Source organism: Roseivivax sediminis, assembly GCF_900112685.1.
GTDB lineage: Bacteria > Pseudomonadota > Alphaproteobacteria > Rhodobacterales > Rhodobacteraceae > Roseivivax > Roseivivax sediminis.
The window spans coordinates 416,170-433,462 of sequence record NZ_FOMS01000001.1 but is presented as its reverse complement, the minus strand read 5'-3'; the positions used below and the strand labels follow the sequence as shown (position 1 = coordinate 433,462).

Annotated in this window: 10 protein-coding genes; 5 read left to right on the top strand and 5 right to left on the bottom strand. The window is 59.8% G+C overall.

Translation table 11 applies throughout. The features are described 5' to 3' along the window. Positions 1-115: 115 nt before the first annotated feature. Genes F3H57_RS02150 through F3H57_RS02140 form a run of 3 tightly spaced genes read left to right on the top strand, consistent with a single transcriptional unit; the run spans position 116 to position 6,950 of the window. Positions 116-2,590 carry a type I restriction-modification system subunit M gene (locus F3H57_RS02150; RefSeq protein WP_223162915.1) on the top strand — a complete coding sequence of 825 codons (2,475 nt, stop codon included), beginning with the start codon at positions 116-118 and terminating at the stop codon, positions 2,588-2,590. After that, a complete protein-coding gene (locus F3H57_RS02145) occupies positions 2,587-3,870 on the top strand; it encodes a restriction endonuclease subunit S domain-containing protein (protein ID WP_149754212.1) in 1,284 nt (427 codons plus the stop codon). The genes F3H57_RS02150 and F3H57_RS02145 overlap by 4 nt, the downstream gene beginning before the upstream one ends. 50 nt (positions 3,871-3,920) lie before the next feature. Next, on the top strand, positions 3,921-6,950 hold the full coding sequence (locus F3H57_RS02140; RefSeq protein WP_149754211.1) for a type I restriction endonuclease subunit R: 3,030 nt from the start codon (positions 3,921-3,923) through the stop codon (positions 6,948-6,950). Positions 6,951-7,447: 497 nt separating this feature from the next. Here F3H57_RS02140 and F3H57_RS02135 read toward each other — a convergent pair whose 3' ends face one another. The 5 genes from F3H57_RS02135 to F3H57_RS02115 form a co-directional block, all read right to left on the bottom strand. Then, complete coding sequence (locus tag F3H57_RS02135) at positions 7,448-8,764, bottom strand: integrase family protein (RefSeq protein ID WP_149754210.1); 1,317 nt, start codon at positions 8,762-8,764, stop codon at positions 7,448-7,450. Between the two features lie 649 nt (positions 8,765-9,413). After that, entirely contained in the window at positions 9,414-10,493 is a 1,080-nt protein-coding gene (locus F3H57_RS02130; protein WP_149754209.1) for an ABC transporter ATP-binding protein, read from the bottom strand. 3 nt (positions 10,494-10,496) lie between these two features. Next, a complete protein-coding gene (locus tag F3H57_RS02125) occupies positions 10,497-11,396 on the bottom strand; it encodes a carbohydrate ABC transporter permease (RefSeq protein WP_149754208.1) in 900 nt (299 codons plus the stop codon). Next, positions 11,393-12,292 carry a carbohydrate ABC transporter permease gene (locus F3H57_RS02120; RefSeq protein ID WP_223162914.1) on the bottom strand — a complete coding sequence of 300 codons (900 nt, stop codon included), beginning with the start codon at positions 12,290-12,292 and terminating at the stop codon, positions 11,393-11,395. Before F3H57_RS02120 ends, F3H57_RS02125 begins: the two co-directional genes overlap by 4 nt. A gap of 71 nt (positions 12,293-12,363) precedes the next feature. Further along, positions 12,364-13,596 carry an ABC transporter substrate-binding protein gene (locus tag F3H57_RS02115; protein WP_149754207.1) on the bottom strand — a complete coding sequence of 411 codons (1,233 nt, stop codon included), beginning with the start codon at positions 13,594-13,596 and terminating at the stop codon, positions 12,364-12,366. A gap of 37 nt (positions 13,597-13,633) precedes the next feature. On the opposite strand from F3H57_RS02115, the gene F3H57_RS02110 reads away from it, so the two are divergent. Continuing rightward, positions 13,634-14,851 carry a LacI family DNA-binding transcriptional regulator gene (locus tag F3H57_RS02110; protein WP_223162913.1) on the top strand — a complete coding sequence of 406 codons (1,218 nt, stop codon included), beginning with the start codon at positions 13,634-13,636 and terminating at the stop codon, positions 14,849-14,851. A 23-nt stretch (positions 14,852-14,874) separates the two neighbouring features. After that, complete coding sequence (locus F3H57_RS02105) at positions 14,875-17,271, top strand: GH36-type glycosyl hydrolase domain-containing protein (protein WP_149754206.1); 2,397 nt, start codon at positions 14,875-14,877, stop codon at positions 17,269-17,271. Positions 17,272-17,293: the final 22 nt, after the last annotated feature.

Sequence of the window (17,293 nt, the reverse complement as noted above, 5' to 3'; positions counted from 1 at the left end):
GTGCCGCTTTTTAAGGGCACGAAGAAGCCCTTTCACGTTCTTCTGGGTTGGTAGTCTGACGCAGACTTCAAGCGGCCAATTTCTATCTGTCCTGCAATTTGAGCCTCGGACATCGTTGAGCTTTGGCGCTGCTGCTTCTACCCTCGCCGCGACAGTCTTCTGTCCAGCGAGACGGCAACCACCACGAGGGCAGGCAATGAACCAAACATCCCACAATAGCCTTGTATCCTTCATTTGGCGCATTGCCGATGACTGTCTTCGGGACGTCTACGTGCGAGGGAAGTATCGTGATGTAATCCTGCCGATGGTCGTTCTCCGGCGCCTCGACACCCTGCTGGAGCCAACCAAGGACGCCGTCCTCGAGGAAGTCCGTTACCAGAAGGAAGAGATGGGTGCGGTCGAGTTTGACGATGAGCCGCTGAGAGACGCCGCCGGATACGTGTTCTTCAACACCAGCCAGTGGACCCTGAAGAAGCTCCACAGCACCGCCACAAACAACCAGCAGATCCTGCTGGCCAACATCGAGGACTATCTCGACGGCTTCTCCGACAACGTCAAAGAGATCGTCACCCGCTTCAAGCTATTCGATCAGATGCGGCACATGGCGAAAAAGCAGGTCTTGCTGGACGTCATCGAAAACTTTGTGTCGCCGTGGATCAACCTAACACCACACGATCAAGAGGACCCTGACGGGAACACCTTGCCTGGCCTGTCTAACCTCGGCATGGGTTACGTCTTCGAAGAGTTGATCCGCAAGTTCAACGAAGAGAACAACGAGGAAGCCGGGGAACACTTCACCCCGCGCGAGGTGATCCACCTCATGACCCACCTCATGTTCGACCCGATCACGGATCAGCTGCCCCCGGTCATGACGATCTACGATCCGGCCTGCGGCTCGGGCGGCATGCTCACTGAGGCGCAGAACTACATCAAGGAACCCGACGGCCCGATCCAGGCAAAAGGCGACGTCTATCTCTACGGCAAGGAGATCAACGACGAGACCTACGCGATCTGCAAATCGGACATGATGATCAAGGGCAACAACCCCGAGAACATCCGCGTCGGCTCCACCCTTTCCACCGATGAATTCTCGGCCAACCGCTTCGACTTCATGCTGTCCAACCCGCCCTACGGCAAAAGCTGGAACAGCGAAGTCAAATACATCAAGGACGGCAAGGACGTCATCGACCCCCGCTTTCAGGTCGAACTGACCGACTACTGGGGCAACAAGGACACCATGGACGCCACGCCGCGCTCCTCCGACGGACAGCTGCTGTTCCTGATGGAAATGGTGAACAAGATGAAGCCCGCTGGCACAAGCCCGCTCGGCTCGCGCATCGCCTCGGTCCACAACGGGTCCAGCCTCTTCACCGGTGATGCGGGCAGCGGAGAATCCAACATCCGCCGCTTTATTATCGAGAACGACATGCTGGACACCATCATCCAGCTGCCGAACAACCTGTTCTACAACACTGGCATCACCACCTACATCTGGCTCCTGACCAACGCCAAGCCTGAGGCCCGTAAGGGCCGGGTCCAGCTGATTGATGCCAACCTGCTCTATCGCAAACTGCGCAAGAACCTTGGCGACAAGAATTGCGAATTTGCGCCCGAGCACATCAAGGCGATCACAGACGCCTACCTGAACTTCGCCCCTGTCGAGCGCGAGATCGACGCGAACAACGATCCCGTCGGCATCGCCGTGCAGGTCTTCGACAACGAGGACTTCGGCTATCACAAGGTCACGATCGAACGCCCCGACCGCCGCCGCGCGGCTTTCAGCGCCGATCGCATTGCGCCCCTGCGCTTTGACAAATCCCTGCGCGAGCCGATGGAATGGCTCTACGCGGAGCATGGCGAACAGGTCTATGAACCCGGCTTCCTGAAGGGCGAGCAGAAGGCCATCGTCGCATGGTGCGAGCAACAGGGGATCACGCTCAACGCCAAGCAGCGGGGCAAGCTGACCGACACCAGCTTCTGGACCAGACTGCGCGACCTGCTCAAGGTCGCGACCCAGCTGATGGGCGACATCGGCACCGAGGAGACGGACGACTTCAACGCCTTCCGCGACGCGGTGACCAAGGCGATCAAGGCTCGCAAGATCAAGCTGGGCGTGACGGAGAAGAACGCCATTCTGAACGCCGTCAGCTGGTATGACGAGGCGGCGCAAAAGGTCATCGCCAAGCGGCGCAAGCTGTCCTCGGGCGATCTGAACGACCTGACCACCCATCTGGGCTGTGCCACCGGGGATCTGGGCGATTTCGGCTGGTACGTGCAGCCCGACGGCAGCTACCTGACCTATGAGACCGCGACCGACCTGCGCGATGCGGAAAGCGTGCCGCTCAAGGACAGCATCCACCGCTATTTCCTGGCGGAGGTGAAGCCGCATGTGGAGGAAGCCTGGATCAACCTCGACAGCGTCAAGATCGGCTACGAGATCAGCTTCAACAAATATTTCTACCGCCACAAGCCGCTGCGCAGCCTCGAAGAAGTCACGCAGGACATTCTGGCGCTGGAGGAGAAGGCCGACGGGTTGATCGCCGATATCCTCGGCGTCGAAGTCGCGACCAAGCTGGAGCCGGCGGAATGAACATTGCGACACTTCCAAGGTACGACAGCTATAAGGACAGCGGTGTTCAGTGGATTGGTGAGATACCTTCCCACTGGCTTGTCGAGCGCAGCAAATGGCTATTCCACGACCGAAAGGAACGAGCACGCAAGGGTGAGCCGCAGCTTGCGGCGACCCAGAAGTATGGTGTGATCCCGCAGGCAGAATTCATGGAGCTTGAAGGCCGGAGGATCACCCAAGTCTTTCTCGACTTCACTATTCTGAAGCATGTCGAAGCAGGCGACTTCGTGATGAGTATGCGCAGCTTCCAAGGTGGCCTTGAATATTCCGAACACACCGGATGCGTGAGTTCGGCATACGTCGCGCTGGAACCTCAGGACGAGGTTCACCCGCCATTCTACAAGTACCTATTGAAGAGCACCCGGTACATTGAGGCGCTTCAATCGACCTCCAACCTTGTTCGTGACGGTCAGGCGCTGCGGTTTGAGAACTTTTCCATGGTGGATCTTTTCGCACCTCCGCTCCCCGAACAACGCGCCATTGCGGCGTTTCTGGATGGGAAATGCGCGACGATTGATGAGGCGGTGCGGATCAAGGAGGAGCAGATCACGCTCCTGCGCGAGCGCAGGCAGATACTGATCCAGCAGGCCGTCACCCGCGGCCTGAACAAAGACGCCCCCATGAAGGACAGCGGCATCGACTGGATCGGCCAAATCCCCGCGCATTGGGAACCGCGCCACAACAAGTTCATCTTTGCTTTGACAAAAAGGTTGGTAGGGAAGCGCGCGCCAGAGTTCGACCTCCTGTCACTCACCCTTCGAGGTGTCATAAAGCGTGACATGGAAAACCCGGAAGGTAAGTTTCCTGCCGAATTCGACACCTACCAAGAGGTCACCCCAGGCGACTTTGTGTTCTGTCACTTCGATGTCGAAGAGACACCGAGAACGATTGGGCTATCAGAATTTTTCGGCATGATCACTGGAGCATACACTGTCTATCGGCCCGCCGAGGACGTGAACTCTCGCTTTCTCATGCACTTCTACATCTTTGCAGATACGGGAAAGAAAATGCGTGGAATGTATAAGGGGCTCCGCAACACGATCCCGAAGGAAAGTTTCGCATCCTTCAAAACGCCACTCCCACCTCGTGACGAGCAAGATGCAATCGTGGCTCATATCGACGATCAAAGTCGACGGATTGATGCTGCCATAGCATTGAAAGAATCCCAGATCACCGCTTTGCGCGAATACAAGACAAGCTTGATCAACGCTGCGGTGACTGGAAAGATCAAGGTGATGTAAGCGCGGGCCCCAGAACGGGGCCTGCGACCCGAACATTTGAAAGTCGCGTCATGAATATTGCGGTCAGCAACACCAAGGAAATCGCACTGGAGCAGGCCATCGAACGTGGTCTCGCCGGTGCCATCTCGGAAGAGCTGGCCGAAGGCGCCGGGCCGACTGGCCCATTCCGCATCGGCCGCCCCGCCGATTTCGACGCAACCCGCGCGCTCGACACCGCGCTGTTCTGGGAATTCCTCGAAACCACTCAGGGCAAGGCGCTGGAGCGACTCAAGACCCGCAACCCTACCGACTGGCAGGCCAAGATCCTCGGCCAATTCGACAAGCTGATCAAACGCAAGGGCCTGCTGCACATCCTGAAAAAGGGCCTGCCCGTCGATGACGCGCAGTTCACGCTGATGTATCCTGCGCCGCTGGCGAGTTCAGCGCAAAAGGTCCACGACAACTTCGCCGCCAATATCTGGAGCGTGATGCGGCAGGTGCATCATTCCCTTTCCAATCCGAATGAATCCGTGGACATGGTGCTGTTCCTCAACGGCCTGCCCATCATCACGCTGGAACTAAAGAACGCCTGGACCCACCAGACCGCCCGCTACCACGGCCAGAAGCAATATCGCGAACGCGACGCCAGCCAGCCCCTGCTGAGCTTTGGCCGCGTCTTGGTCCACATGACCGCAGATACTGACGAGGTCTGGATGGCGACCAAGCTGGCGGGCGGCTCGACCTTCTTCCTGCCCTTCAACAAGGGCCACAACGAGGGCGCGGGCAATCCGCCCAACCCCAATGGCCACAAGACCGCCTATCTGTGGGAAGAGGTGTTCCAGCCGCAGAGCCTGTCTGGGATCATCCAACACTTCGTCCTGCTCGAGGGCAAGTCCACCGACCCGCTGGCGAAAAAGACGCTGATCTTCCCGCGCTATCACCAGCTGGACGTGGTGCGTCAGCTGCTGACCCACACCGCCGGGCAAGGCGTCGGCCATAGCTACCTGATCCAGCACTCGGCAGGGTCCGGCAAGTCGAACTCGATCACCTGGACGGCCTATCAGCTGATCGAGACCTACCCGGACAGCATGGACCTGCCCGGTGCCCGTGCGCTGGATGCACCGCTATTCGACAGCGTGATCGTGGTGACCGACCGCCGGTTGCTGGACAAGCAGCTGCGCGACAACATCCGCGACTTCTCTGAGGTGAAGAACATCGTCGCTCCGGCGATGCGCTCTGCCGATCTGAAAGCGGCGCTGGAAAACGGCAAGAAGATCATCATCACCACGATCCAGAAGTTCCCCTTCATCATCGACGGGATCGCCGATCTGAGCGACAAGCGCTTTGCCGTTATCATCGACGAGGCCCATAGCGGCCAGAGCGGTCTGGCCCATGACAAGATGAACCAGGCCATGGGCGGCGGCGAGGATCCGGATGAGGAGGATAACCAGGACAAGATCCTGAAGGCGATGCGCGCCCGCAAGATGCGCGGCAACGCCTCCTACTTCGCCTTCACCGCCACGCCCAAGAACACGACCTTGGAGAAGTTCGGCACGCAGCTGGAAGATGGCCGTTTCAAGCCCTTCCACCTATACTCGATGAAGCAGGCGATCGAGGAAGGCTTCATCCTCGATGTCCTTGCCAATTACACGACCTATAAGGGCTATTACGAGATCCAGAAGTCGATCGAAGATAACCCCCTGTTCGATACGGTGAAGGCGCAGAAGAAGCTCCGTTCCTATGTCGAGCGCAGCCAGCAGACGATCAACACCAAGGCAGAGATTATGGTCGATGACTTCATCGACAACGTGGTCAACACCAAGAAGCTGCGTGGCAAAGGCAAGGGTATGATCGTCACCCAGAACATCGAGATGGCGATCCGCTACTACAATGCGGTGCAGGCCGAGCTTGAGAAGCGCGGGAAGCCCTTTAAGGCGCTGATCGCGTTCTCGGGTGAGAAAGAGGTCGATGGGATCAAGCGCACCGAAGCCGAGATGAATGGCTTTGCCGAGGACAAAACGCGTTCCGAGTTCGACAAGGACGAATACCGGCTTCTGGTCGTAGCGAACAAGTATTTGACCGGCTTTGACCAGCCGAAGCTTTGCGCAATGTATGTCGACAAGAAACTGCAATCGGTGCTGGCGGTGCAGGCACTATCGCGGTTGAACCGGTCCTCGCCCAAGCTCGGCAAACGCACCGAGGACCTCTTCGTCCTCGACTTCTTCAACGAAACCGAGGACATCAAGGCTGCCTTCGATCCGTTCTTCACTGTGACGTCCCTGTCCGAAGCGACCGACGTGAACGTCCTGCATGAGTTGAAAGGCACGCTGGATGACGCTGGCGTCTACGAGTGGGCAGAGGTTGAGGAGTTCTGCACCCGGTTCTTCGAGGGAGAAGATTCGCAGAAACTGAGCCCCCTGATTGATACGGCTGCCGCGAGGTTCAACGACGAACTGGATTTGGTGGACGAGGCAAAGATCGACTTCAAGGTCAAAGCCAAGCAATTCGTGAAGATCTACGGCCAGATGGCCTCGATCATGCCGTTCGAAGTGCTCGACTGGGAGAAGCTCTTCTGGTTCCTGAAGTTCTTGGTGCCGAAGCTGAAGATTCAAGACCCCAATCAGGACGCCTTGGACGAACTGCTCGAAGCTGTGGACTTGTCGTCTTACGGGCTTGAACGCACGAAGCTCAATCAATCCATCGAGCTGGATTCCGGTGAAGCCGAGCTTGATCCCCCGAACCCCAACCCGCGTGGCTACCGCGGCGAAGATGCGCAGGAAGATCCGCTTGAAGAGATCATTCGCAGCTTCAACGAACGTTGGTTCCAAGGATGGAGTGCAACCCCTGAAGAGCAGCGGGTCAAATTCCTCAATATTGTGGAAAGCGTTCAGGCTCACCCAGACTTCGAAGAGAAGTTCAGCGAAAATCCTGACCCGTATTCCCGCGACCTCGCCTTCGATAAAATCATGAAGGACGTGATGCTTCGCCGCCGCAAGGAAGAACTTGAGCTCTACAAGCTGCATGCACAGGATCAGGCATTCAAATCGTCACTCTATCAAAGCATCAAAGATGCAATCGACAAAGGCCGACCCCCAACATGACCCTCCCCGCGCATTGACCACCGGGTTATTGAAGTTGGCGAAAGCCCTCTAACCCTGAAAAGGGCGGCGGGCTGTTGTTCGCCCTTCGCATTTCTTGCAATGAGTAAATCTGACCGTATCAACCCAACTTGAACTCGCGCTCTATTCTTGAATACGCGCGGATTGCATCATGTTTCGAGTGATTTCCATCGCAGTGCTGATGGCCGTATACATCGGCACCAGTGTCGTGAATGCGGTATCCAAGGGCAGCGAAAGCTTTGCGAGCAGCGGCTGACATTTGAGAAGAAATCTGCCTTGCCCCGAATACCTCTACATCGGAAATCTGACGGCCATGATGGAAGTGATGGCGATCAACCCAAAGGTGTATCTTGTGCACGCGAAAGCTTATGGATAACCATAAGGTAATATCACAGATATCCTGCTCGAGCCCAAACTCATCCGGGTGCCCTTTTAGGCGCCGTTCCTTTCGTACCTGCAGTTTACACCTCAGCCCACTACTATTGCGCATGACGAAGCCGCGTGACAGATTTTGTATTTGGGGAGAGTTGAAGTATCTGCGCTGCGTTGGCATGTGTCGGCAGGATTGCGTCTCTGTCTGTGGCGAGACTCGTTATACAGTCACTAATTTTTTGCTGATCACGAAGAAGCGGCCCGAATAGTGCTACGTCGTGAATGTAAACGCCGTCGATACCTGGAATTTTTTGGTCCAGCAGTAGCTTCGCGTTGATGGGACTTACCCCTACCGATTGCGCGATGGTCCGATGGGTATGTCGAAGAATGTGTCCCGTCTCACTCGGCATCGATTTTTCACGTATTACCTTGGTGTGGGTGATGGAGCGATCCTTGGCTCTTGTGGGAAAGAGCCATTCTGATCCTGAGTACAGGAATTTGGACATCTCCTCTGCACGTTTTACGCAGTCCACCATTTGCCACGAAAGTGGGAGATCGAAGCCTTCCGAAGTTTTCATTTTCGGGAAGTGTATAGTGCATGACTGAAGGTCGAGCCATTCTCTTTTGATCGTCATAACTGTTCCCGGGCGTAATCCGCTCAAGATATGTAGCTTGTGCATCTCCTGCCTCAGAGGGTTTGGAAGCGCCTCCACTTGACTCCACCAATCGAAAATAAGTTGCGGTAAAATGACCCTCTTGCTGGCCCTTTCCTTATGGAATATCACGCCTTGAACAGGGTTGTATTCGAAAGCTTCTTCATCGTCGGAGAGAGCTTCAGCCACATTATACGCAGCACGGAAATATCGCATTGTCTGATTGGCAACAATTTTTCCGTGGTTTGCTGTGATATATGCATGGAGTTCACGAGCGTCTTTTTTCCTAATGTCTACTATCATTCGGCCGCGCCAGCGCTTGAGGTAACGCACTCGAGTTTCCTCAACGTTGTGTATAGACCTTTCGGATTTTTCTGCTGCTGCGAGCACGGCCTGATAGTTGATCATGAGCTCGTCCACGTTCCAACCAACAGGGTCTCCATTAACAACCATCAAGTCCGCGCCGTCGCGAGCCTGCCGCTTAGGTGGGAAGGGGTCCACACCCCGCTTGATCTTGCTCAGTAGTTCAGCTGCGATATTCCTTGCTTCGGCGAGGCTGTGGGTCTCTGTTGTTCCTATCGTGTGACGGACCGTTCGGACGAGAGTTCTTCGCCCACTGGGCCCTTGCCAAAGATCGGCTTGGATCTTGTAGGATTTGCATGTCTTGTTCACTGCAACGAAGAACCCTGCGATTTTTCCGTCGCGAATAGTTTGTGCTTCGCCACTCCAGGTGAGGGCCTTGATTTTCTTCTCGTTTAGCCAGTCAGCCATGTTAACCTCCGAACAGTTTGGTGCCGTTTCGCGAACCGCCTGCGACCCGCGACGGTTACAGACGATATTGGCCGATTCAAATCTGACGAAGGATAATTATCCTTTATTTTCAGTATGATACCGGGTGATATCGGGCGATCCACAACATCACTCTATTAACTCCTAAGGGGCAGGTTGCAGGTTCGAATCCTGCCGGGGTCGCCATTCTGAAATATGTAAGGCGGTTGTGGCGGCCACCAATTGAATGCCATTCCGGCCGTTTTGGCTTTCATCGAGGCGACAATAATTCTTCCATGACAAGCTTACCACATAAATTCGGTGGGTTTCGATTGAGGGAGCAGCCGCGGTACTGCTGTTAGCCGATTGCCGTCGACCCCCGCGCCCAAGTTGACGAAGCGCGGATTTGTCCTCCAAAAGTTCCGCGGTTCCGGAGCCTTTCACGTCCACCGTCGGAAAGAGGCGGGACGAAGCCCGCGCTTCAGCCGCGTGGCGCCGCATGTCGAAAGGACACATCCAGGCCGAAGGCGACGAATATCCTATTTGCCAACGTCCATTTCAACGAGGACATTCCGCGCCTCGCAAAATTTTGGGACAAAGCTGGGCTCCGGTCACGGGTGCCGTGACGCGGATCGTGGCTGTGAGGCGCGCATCAAAGCCGCTTCCCGGTCGCTTGATCGAAGAAGGACGCCTTCCGGGTGTCGATGTTCACCGCAAAAGGGTTGCCGACCGTGTAGCTGTCTTCCTGACTCAGTCGATGCGCCATGCTGATGCCCCCGAAGTCCGACCAGGCGAGTATGTCGCTGCCCATCGGTTCGATCAGTGACAGAGTGCCTTCGAGCTGCCGCGATGTGCCGTCGGCCGGTACGATATGCTCCGGCCGCAGGCCCAGCGTCGCCTTCTGACCGGTCTCGACGCGCTCCTCGAAAGGATAGGCCTCCATGTCGAGGGCGAAACCGCCGGTTTCGAACGTGAGCGTGCCGTCGCGCGTGGAAAACTGCCCCTCGACCTTGTTCATGGCGGGCGAACCGAGAAAACCGCCGACAAAGGCGTTGGCCGGTTTGTTGTAGACATTCAGTGGCGTATCGAGCTGCTGGATGACGCCATCCTTCATTACGGCGATCCGGTCGGCGAGCGTCAGCGCCTCGATCTGATCGTGGGTCACGTAGATCATGGTTGAACCGATCGCCTTGTGCAGCTTCTTGATCTCCAGCCTGAGCTCCGCGCGCAGCTTGGCGTCGAGGTTCGACAGCGGCTCGTCGAACAGGAAGATGTCGGCGTCGCGCACGAGGGCGCGACCGATTGCAACGCGCTGCCGCTGTCCGCCCGACAGCGCCGCGGGCTTGCGGTCGAGCAGGTGCGTGATCTGCAGGACCTCGGCCGCCCATTCGATCTTCCTGTCGATCGTGGCGCGATCGACCCGGGCGATGCGCAGGCCGTAGGACATGTTCCGACGCACGCTCATCGTCGGGTAGAGCGCGTAGGACTGGAACACCATGCCGATGCCGCGGTCCTTCGGATCGGCCCAGGTGACGTCCTTGCCGTCGAAATGGATGCTGCCTGCGCTCGCGTCAGTGAGCCCGCCGACGGCATTCATCAGCGTGGATTTCCCGCAGCCCGACGGCCCGAGGAGGACCAGGAACTCGCCGTCCCGGATATCGAGGTCGAGCTTGTCTATGACCGCGTGCTGGCCATAGCGGATTTCAAGGTTGCGGATGGAGACGGAGGTCATGGCTTACCCCTTCACGGCGCCGGAGGCGATGCCGCGGACGAACCAGCGGCCGGAGCCCAGATAAACGGCCAGCGGGACCAGAGACGTCAGGATGGTCGCGGCCATGTTGACGTTGTAGGCCCGTTCGCCGGTGGTGGTGTTGACGATGTTGTTCAGCTGCACGGTCATCGGCAGGTTCTCGCGGCCCGCGAAGACGAGCCCCAGCAGGAAGTCGTTCCAGATCGCCGTGACCTGCATGATGACCGCGACGATGGTGATCGGGACGGACATCGGCAGGATGATGGTGAAGAAGATCATCCAGAAGCCGGCTCCGTCGATGCGTGCCGCCTTGAAGAGTTCGGTCGGAAGCCCCGAATAGTAGTTCCGGAACAGGAGCGTCATCACCGGCATCCCGAAAATGACATGCGTGAGCACGACCCCCGGCAGCGATCCGTAGATGCCCGCCTGGGCGTAGAAGCGCACCAGCGGATAGATGAACACCTGATAGGGCATGAATGCGCCCAGCAGCAGGCAGGCGAAGAGCACATTCCCGCCACGGACCTTCCAGAACGACAGCGCGTAGCCGTTCAACGCGCCCAGCAGGATCGACAGCACGACGCTGGGGATCAGGATCTCGACCGAGTTCCAGAAGCCGACGCGCAGTCCGGTACAGTCGAGCCCGGTGCAGGCGCTCGACCATGCCACCTTCCAGGCGTCGAAGGTGAGCTCGCGGGGCAGGGCGAAGATCTGTCCCAGCCGGATCTCGTCCATCGTCTTCAGCGAGGTGACGACCATCACGTAGAGCGGCAGCAGAAAGAACAGCGTCATCGCGCCGAGGAAGGCGTAGATCCCTATGCGTCCCCAGAGCTGCTGGGAAGTCACGGGCCGCCGGGCGGCGGGGGCGATCAGTTCGGCCACACTCATGCCGAGGATCCCTTCTTGCCGAGGTATTGCGAATAGAGAACCGGCGCGATGATGAGCAGGACGGTGACCAGCATCGTGGTCGAGGCCGCGGTCGCCAATCCGATGTTCGCCCGCTCGAACAGGTTGTCCATGATGAACTTCGCGGGAACCTCGCTGGCATTGCCGGGGCCGCCGTTGGTCATCGCGACGATGAGGTCGTACATCTTGACGATGCTGATCGACAGCAGCACCAGCGAGGTGACGATCATCGGCCGCAGGATCGGCAGGATGATAAAGGCATAGACGCGCCAGGCCGGGATGCCGTCGATCCGCGTGGCCTTCCACAGATCGGTGTCGATGCCCCGCAGGCCGGCCAGCAGCAGCGCCATCACCAGCCCGGCCCCGTGCCAGACGGTGGCGAGCACCACGGCGTAGAGGACGGTATTGCTGTTGACGACCCAGTCGAGCACGAAGCCGGAGAACCCCATATCGCGCATCGTCCGCTCGATGCCGAGATCCGGGTTGAGGATCCATTGCCACATCAGGCCGGTCACGACCATGGACATGGCGTAGGGATAGAGGAAGGCCGTCCGGAACAGGCCCTCAGCGCGCACGTTCTGATCGATGAAGATCGCCAGAAGCGTGCCCAGGACGAAGCAGATCGCAAGGAAGAACACAGCGATGAAGGCGAAGTTCTCCAGCGAGGTCAGCCAGCGCGACGTCCCGAACAGCTCTGTGTACTGGGCGAAGCCCACGAAGTCGTTTCTGGGAAGCAGCCGGGAGCTGGAGAACGACAGGCGGATCGACCACGCCATCGTGCCCAGATATGCGAACACGACGATCGCGGCCATTGGCAGCAGGGCCAGGTAGGCCACGGCGTTGCGTCGCACGTGCCAGGTGAGTTGAGCGGTCTGCACGATGTCCTCCCTCGTTCGACGGCGGGAAGGACGCGCCTTCCCGCCTACGCAGGTCCTTGCCGGTCGCAGGTTCAGTTGCGCAGTGCGCTGTCGAAGCGGGAGACGGCCTCGTCGACGCTCATGTCCGTGTTCCAGAGTTCGGTGATGATGTCCTGGACCGATCCGTAGACGTATTCCTCCATCATCTGCGAGGCGTCAGGGGCCTGGCGCGAGGGGTCGGACAGAATCTCCATGCCGAGTGCGGCGCATTCGTCCAGCGCGGTGGCGTCCACGTCGGACCGGATCGGGATCGACCCCTTCAGGTTGTTGAACGACACCTGAACGTCCGGCGCGGTAATGGTCTCGACCAGCATGGTCTGCGCCTCGATCTGTGCGGGGTCGTCGGTGCGCGGAAAGACGAAGACGTCACCGCCCAGCACGTAGGGGGAATCTGCGCGCAGGCCGGGCAGGCAGCCGTAATCGACGCCGATTTCCTGATCGGCCTGCTTGAACTCGCCCTTCGCCCAGTCGCCCATGAACTGAAATCCGGCCTCGTCGCTGATCAGCATCGCTGTCGTGTCGTTCCAGTTGCGGCCGGGCGAGGCGTCATCGACATATTGCTTCAGTCGGATGAAGGTCTCGATGACCTCCCGGAATTCGGGCGAGTTGATCGCTGCCTCGTCCTTGTCCGCGTAGACGCTTGTCCACAGGTCGTGCCCGCCGACATTGGTCATCATCGCGGAGAAGAGCAGGTTCTCCTGCCAGCGCTGGCCGCCGAGTGCGAGCGGAGTGATACCCGCCTCTTGCAGAGCGTCGAGAGCGGCGAAGAACTCTTCCATGGTTTCGGGCGGCGACTCGATGCCCGCTTCCTGGAGCGCGTCCGATGAATACCAGAGCCAGAGCGGCATATGGATGTTGACCGGGGCGGCGTAATATTTGCCGTCGACCTTGATCGCATCGACGATAGGGGCGGGCAGAACGTTGTCCCAATCGTTCCGGTTGGCGACGCCGTCGATGTCGTTCAGCAGGCCTTCCCCGATTATCTCGTGATATTGCTGCGACGTGTTGAACAGCGCGGCGGTCGACGGATCTCCGCCGATGATCCGGTTGATGGCCGCGCCGCGGGCGGCCGAACCGCCGGCGATGGCGTTGTCGACCCAATTTCCGCCACGTTCCTCGAACGCCTCGGCGATGACCGAGATTGCCGCCGATTCGCCGCCCGAGGTCCAGAAATGGATGACCTCCGCCTCCTGGGCATGGGCCGCGCCCGCGCCGATGGTCAGAGCCATGGCGGTATGCGCCAACGATTTCGTCTTGTGAAACATGTGTCCTCCCGGATGCACCGAATTCGAGCGTCGCTGAATGGCATGGCGCGGCCGTGCCATGCTCCAGATCCCCCACTGGAACCGGTTCCATTCCAATCACGACACCTTGATTTTGTCAATCGTTCCTGCGACAACCAAGTTGCGGTGGCCTGCCGCAAGCGGCTACGCGTCTTGTCATGTTGCTGAAATAAAAATAAAAAATCGTAATGATATTCGGGTATCCAGAATGGCGGAGCAAAAGATGGCGACACTGAAGGATGTGGCAAGGCTCGCCGGTGTGGGTTCCGGTACCGTATCGAGATACGTTTCTGGAAACGGTTCAGTTTCGCCGAAATCCGCCGAGAAGATCGCCCGCGCGATCACCCAGCTCAAGTATCGCCCCAACAGCATCGCCCGGTCGCTGTCGTCTCGCCGCTCGGATCTGCTGGGTGTGTGGGTGCCGTCGCTCGAGGGGCCCTACTACCAGATGATGATCCGGGCCATCGAGCTGGAGCTTCGGCAGCAGGGTAAGCACATGATCCTGGCCAATGCCGAGGACGCGCAGACCGACGAAGACCGGCTCGGACACATCGACTACCTGATCAATCGCGATTGCGACGGCATCTTGATGTCGGGCTCGCGGCTCGGCGAGTTCAAGCTCGCCAGCCTGTCGGAGCGATATCCGAACCTCGTCTGCATCAATCGCGAGGTCGAGGCCCTGCCCGGCCGGGCCTTTTCCATCGATCACGACCTTGGCGGCCGCCTTGCAGCGCGGCACCTTCATGGACTCGGCCACCGGAAGATCGCCGTCATTACCGGCCGGCTCTCGGCGCAGGACGCCAAGCAGCGGCATGGCGGCTTCGTCGATGAGATGGCACGGCTTGGCGATCCGGTGGCGCCCGAACGGATCATCGAGGGGGCCTTCAGCTATGCGGGCGGCGAGCGGGCCGCCGACATGCTCCTGCGGTCGTCGGCGAAGTTCACCGCGGTGTTCTGCGGCAACGACAAGGTGGCGATGGTGGTGGCGTCCCGCCTTCAGGCCTCCGGCGTCAGCGTGCCCGACGAGGTTTCCGTGCTGGGCTACGACAACGTCGATTTTGCCGAATACATGGTGCCGGCCCTCAGCACGATCCACGCCCCCATCGTCGAGATGACGCAATCGGCCTGCCGTCAGCTTCTCAACCTCACATACGGTCTCGACCTGCCCTTCCGGGAGCGTTTCGAGCCCGCGCTCTGTGCGCGCAAATCGACCGCGCCGCCCCCGTCCGCCCCCTGATCTTGCAGTATCGAAAGACGAACATGGCCGACTTCATCGACAACGGAACCCGGTTCCGCCTGACAGACCCCACGCTGGCACCGGCCGCCGCCGGCTACCTGTGGAACCGTCGGATGATGATCCAGATGACCTGCCGTGGCTACGCGGTGAGCCAGTACATGGATCCCGAGCCGCGGAAATACGCGCATGTGCCGACCATCGCGGGCCAAACCTTCATGCAGCCGGAGCATCGCTATTTCGCCCACCATCCCGGCCGGTTCTTCTATGTCCGCGACAACCGGAGCGGGGCGCTGTTCTCGGCCCCGCACGAGCCGGTGCGCGCGCGGCCGGACAGCTTCGCCTTCGAGCCGGGTCTCTCGGACATCCGCTGCACGGTCGAGAAGGACGGACTGCGCGTCGATCTCTGCCTCGAACTGCCCGACGACGATGTGGCGGAGATCTGGACAGCGACGGTGACCAATGTCGGCGAGACCGGCCGGGACGTGTCGTTCGTGCCGTATTTTCCGGCCGGGTACATGTCCTGGATGAACATGGGCGGGCATTTCGACCCCGAACTCGGCGCCGTCCTGTGCACCAGTGTGACGCCTTATCAGGCGGTCGAGGACTATTTCCGGAACCAACACCTCAAGGACATCACGTTCCTCGCCGCTGACCGCCGGCCCGACCATTTCGAGGTCTCGCAGCAGGCCTTCGAGGGTGAGGGTGGGCTCGCCGATCCGTCGGCGCTGCAGGCGGGCGGGAACCTGAAGGGGGGCGATGCGTGCTACGAGCTGCCCGCAGGCATCCTGCAATACGACCTGTCGCTGCCTGCCGGCGGAAGCGAGTGCATCCGGCTCCTCTTCGGGCCGGCGCGGGATACATCGGAGGTCTCCGAGCTCACCGGAAAATATCTGCGGGGCGATGCCGAGGCAGTTCGGCGTGCCTCCCGCGCGTACATCGCCGACGGGCTCGGCAGCTTCGAGATCGAATCGCCCGATGGCGCGTTCGACGCCTTCGTGAACAACTGGCTGCCTCGGCAGGTCTATTATCACGGCGACACCAACCGATTGACCACCGATCCGCAGACCCGGAACTACCTGCAGGATGCCCTCGGCATGGTGTTCATCCGGCCGGAGACGACCCGCGAGGTCATTTTGCGCGCCGCGAGCCAGCAATTCGTCTCCGGCAAGGTTCCGGACGGGATCCTGCTGCGCGCCGATGCGACGCTGAAATACATCAACCAGGTGCCGCACACCGATCACGCGGTGTGGCTCGTGATCGCAACCTGCGCCTATCTGGACGAGACGGGTGACCGCTCCATCCTGGCCGCGCCGGCCGGCTGGGCCGACGGCGCCGGATCCGACAGCCTGTATGAGCACGTCAGCCGCGCGCTGCGATTTCTCGCGGGCGAGGTGGACGAGCGCGGATTGCCCCTGATCGCGCAGGGCGACTGGAACGATCCTATGAACATGGTCGGATACAAGGGCAGGGGCGTCTCGGGCTGGCTGGCCGAGGCGTCGAGCTACGCGATGTCGCTGTGGGCGGATATCTGCGAAGCGGAGGCCGATCATGAGACCGCCGGATGGCTGAAGCGCGCGTCCGACGCCATGGTCGAACGGATCAATGCGCATCTCTGGGACGGCAACTGGTACGCCCGCGGCATCACCGACGACGGCGCGCCTTTCGGCGTCTCGTCCGATCCGGAAGGGCGGATCTACCTCAATGCCCAGAGCTGGGCGATGCTCTGCGGGGCCGCAGACGCGGATCGCAAGGCGCGGATGCTGCGCGCCATCGACGAGCAGCTCGAAACACCCTGGGGCGTCGCGATGTTCGCGCCCGCCTATACGCGGATGCGCGAGGATGTGGGCCGCCTGACACAGAAATGGCCCGGCAGTGCCGAGAACGGTTCGGTCTACAACCACGCCGCCGCCTTCTATGCCGCCGCTCTTTACCATGTCGACGAGGGCGACAGGGCGTTTCGCGTGCTGCGCGCGATGCTGACCGAACCCGACGCGGACGACATCGCCGTCCGTGGCCAGCTGCCGCTCTACATCCCCAACTATTATCGCGGAGCCTGGCATCAGCATCCCCGCACCGCGGGGCGCTCGAGCAACCTGTTCAATACCGGCACGGCCTCCTGGTTCTACCGCCTGGTGATCGAGCAGCTCTGCGGTCTGCGGGGGACGCGAGACGGGATCGTGATCGCGCCCCAGATCCCATCGGACTGGCAGCGCTGCCGCTTTCGCAGGACCTTCCGCGGCGCCACTTTCAAGGTGGATGTGGAACGGGCGGAGGGTCTGACCGACCGGATGATCGATATCGACAGCCGACCGCTCGACGGAGACGTCCTCCGGCGGGTCGAACCCGGGCGCACCTACGATGTGAAGGTGAAGATCCCCGGCCAGACCCAGCAGCAGGCGCAGCGGCACGGCGCGGCATGATCTGCCGCTACCATGGCTCGAC

Coding starts and splice junctions, on each gene's coding strand:
- F3H57_RS02115 (WP_149754207.1), bottom strand. CDS start 13,596: ATGTTTCACAAGACGAAATCGTTGGCGCATACCGCCATGGCTCTGACC.
- F3H57_RS02135 (WP_149754210.1), bottom strand. CDS start 8,764: ATGGCTGACTGGCTAAACGAGAAGAAAATCAAGGCCCTCACCTGGAGT.
- F3H57_RS02105 (WP_149754206.1), top strand. CDS start 14,875: ATGGCCGACTTCATCGACAACGGAACCCGGTTCCGCCTGACAGACCCC.
- F3H57_RS02125 (WP_149754208.1), bottom strand. CDS start 11,396: ATGAGTGTGGCCGAACTGATCGCCCCCGCCGCCCGGCGGCCCGTGACT.
- F3H57_RS02140 (WP_149754211.1), top strand. CDS start 3,921: ATGAATATTGCGGTCAGCAACACCAAGGAAATCGCACTGGAGCAGGCC.
- F3H57_RS02145 (WP_149754212.1), top strand. CDS start 2,587: ATGAACATTGCGACACTTCCAAGGTACGACAGCTATAAGGACAGCGGT.
- F3H57_RS02130 (WP_149754209.1), bottom strand. CDS start 10,493: ATGACCTCCGTCTCCATCCGCAACCTTGAAATCCGCTATGGCCAGCAC.
- F3H57_RS02110 (WP_223162913.1), top strand. CDS start 13,634: ATGGCATGGCGCGGCCGTGCCATGCTCCAGATCCCCCACTGGAACCGG.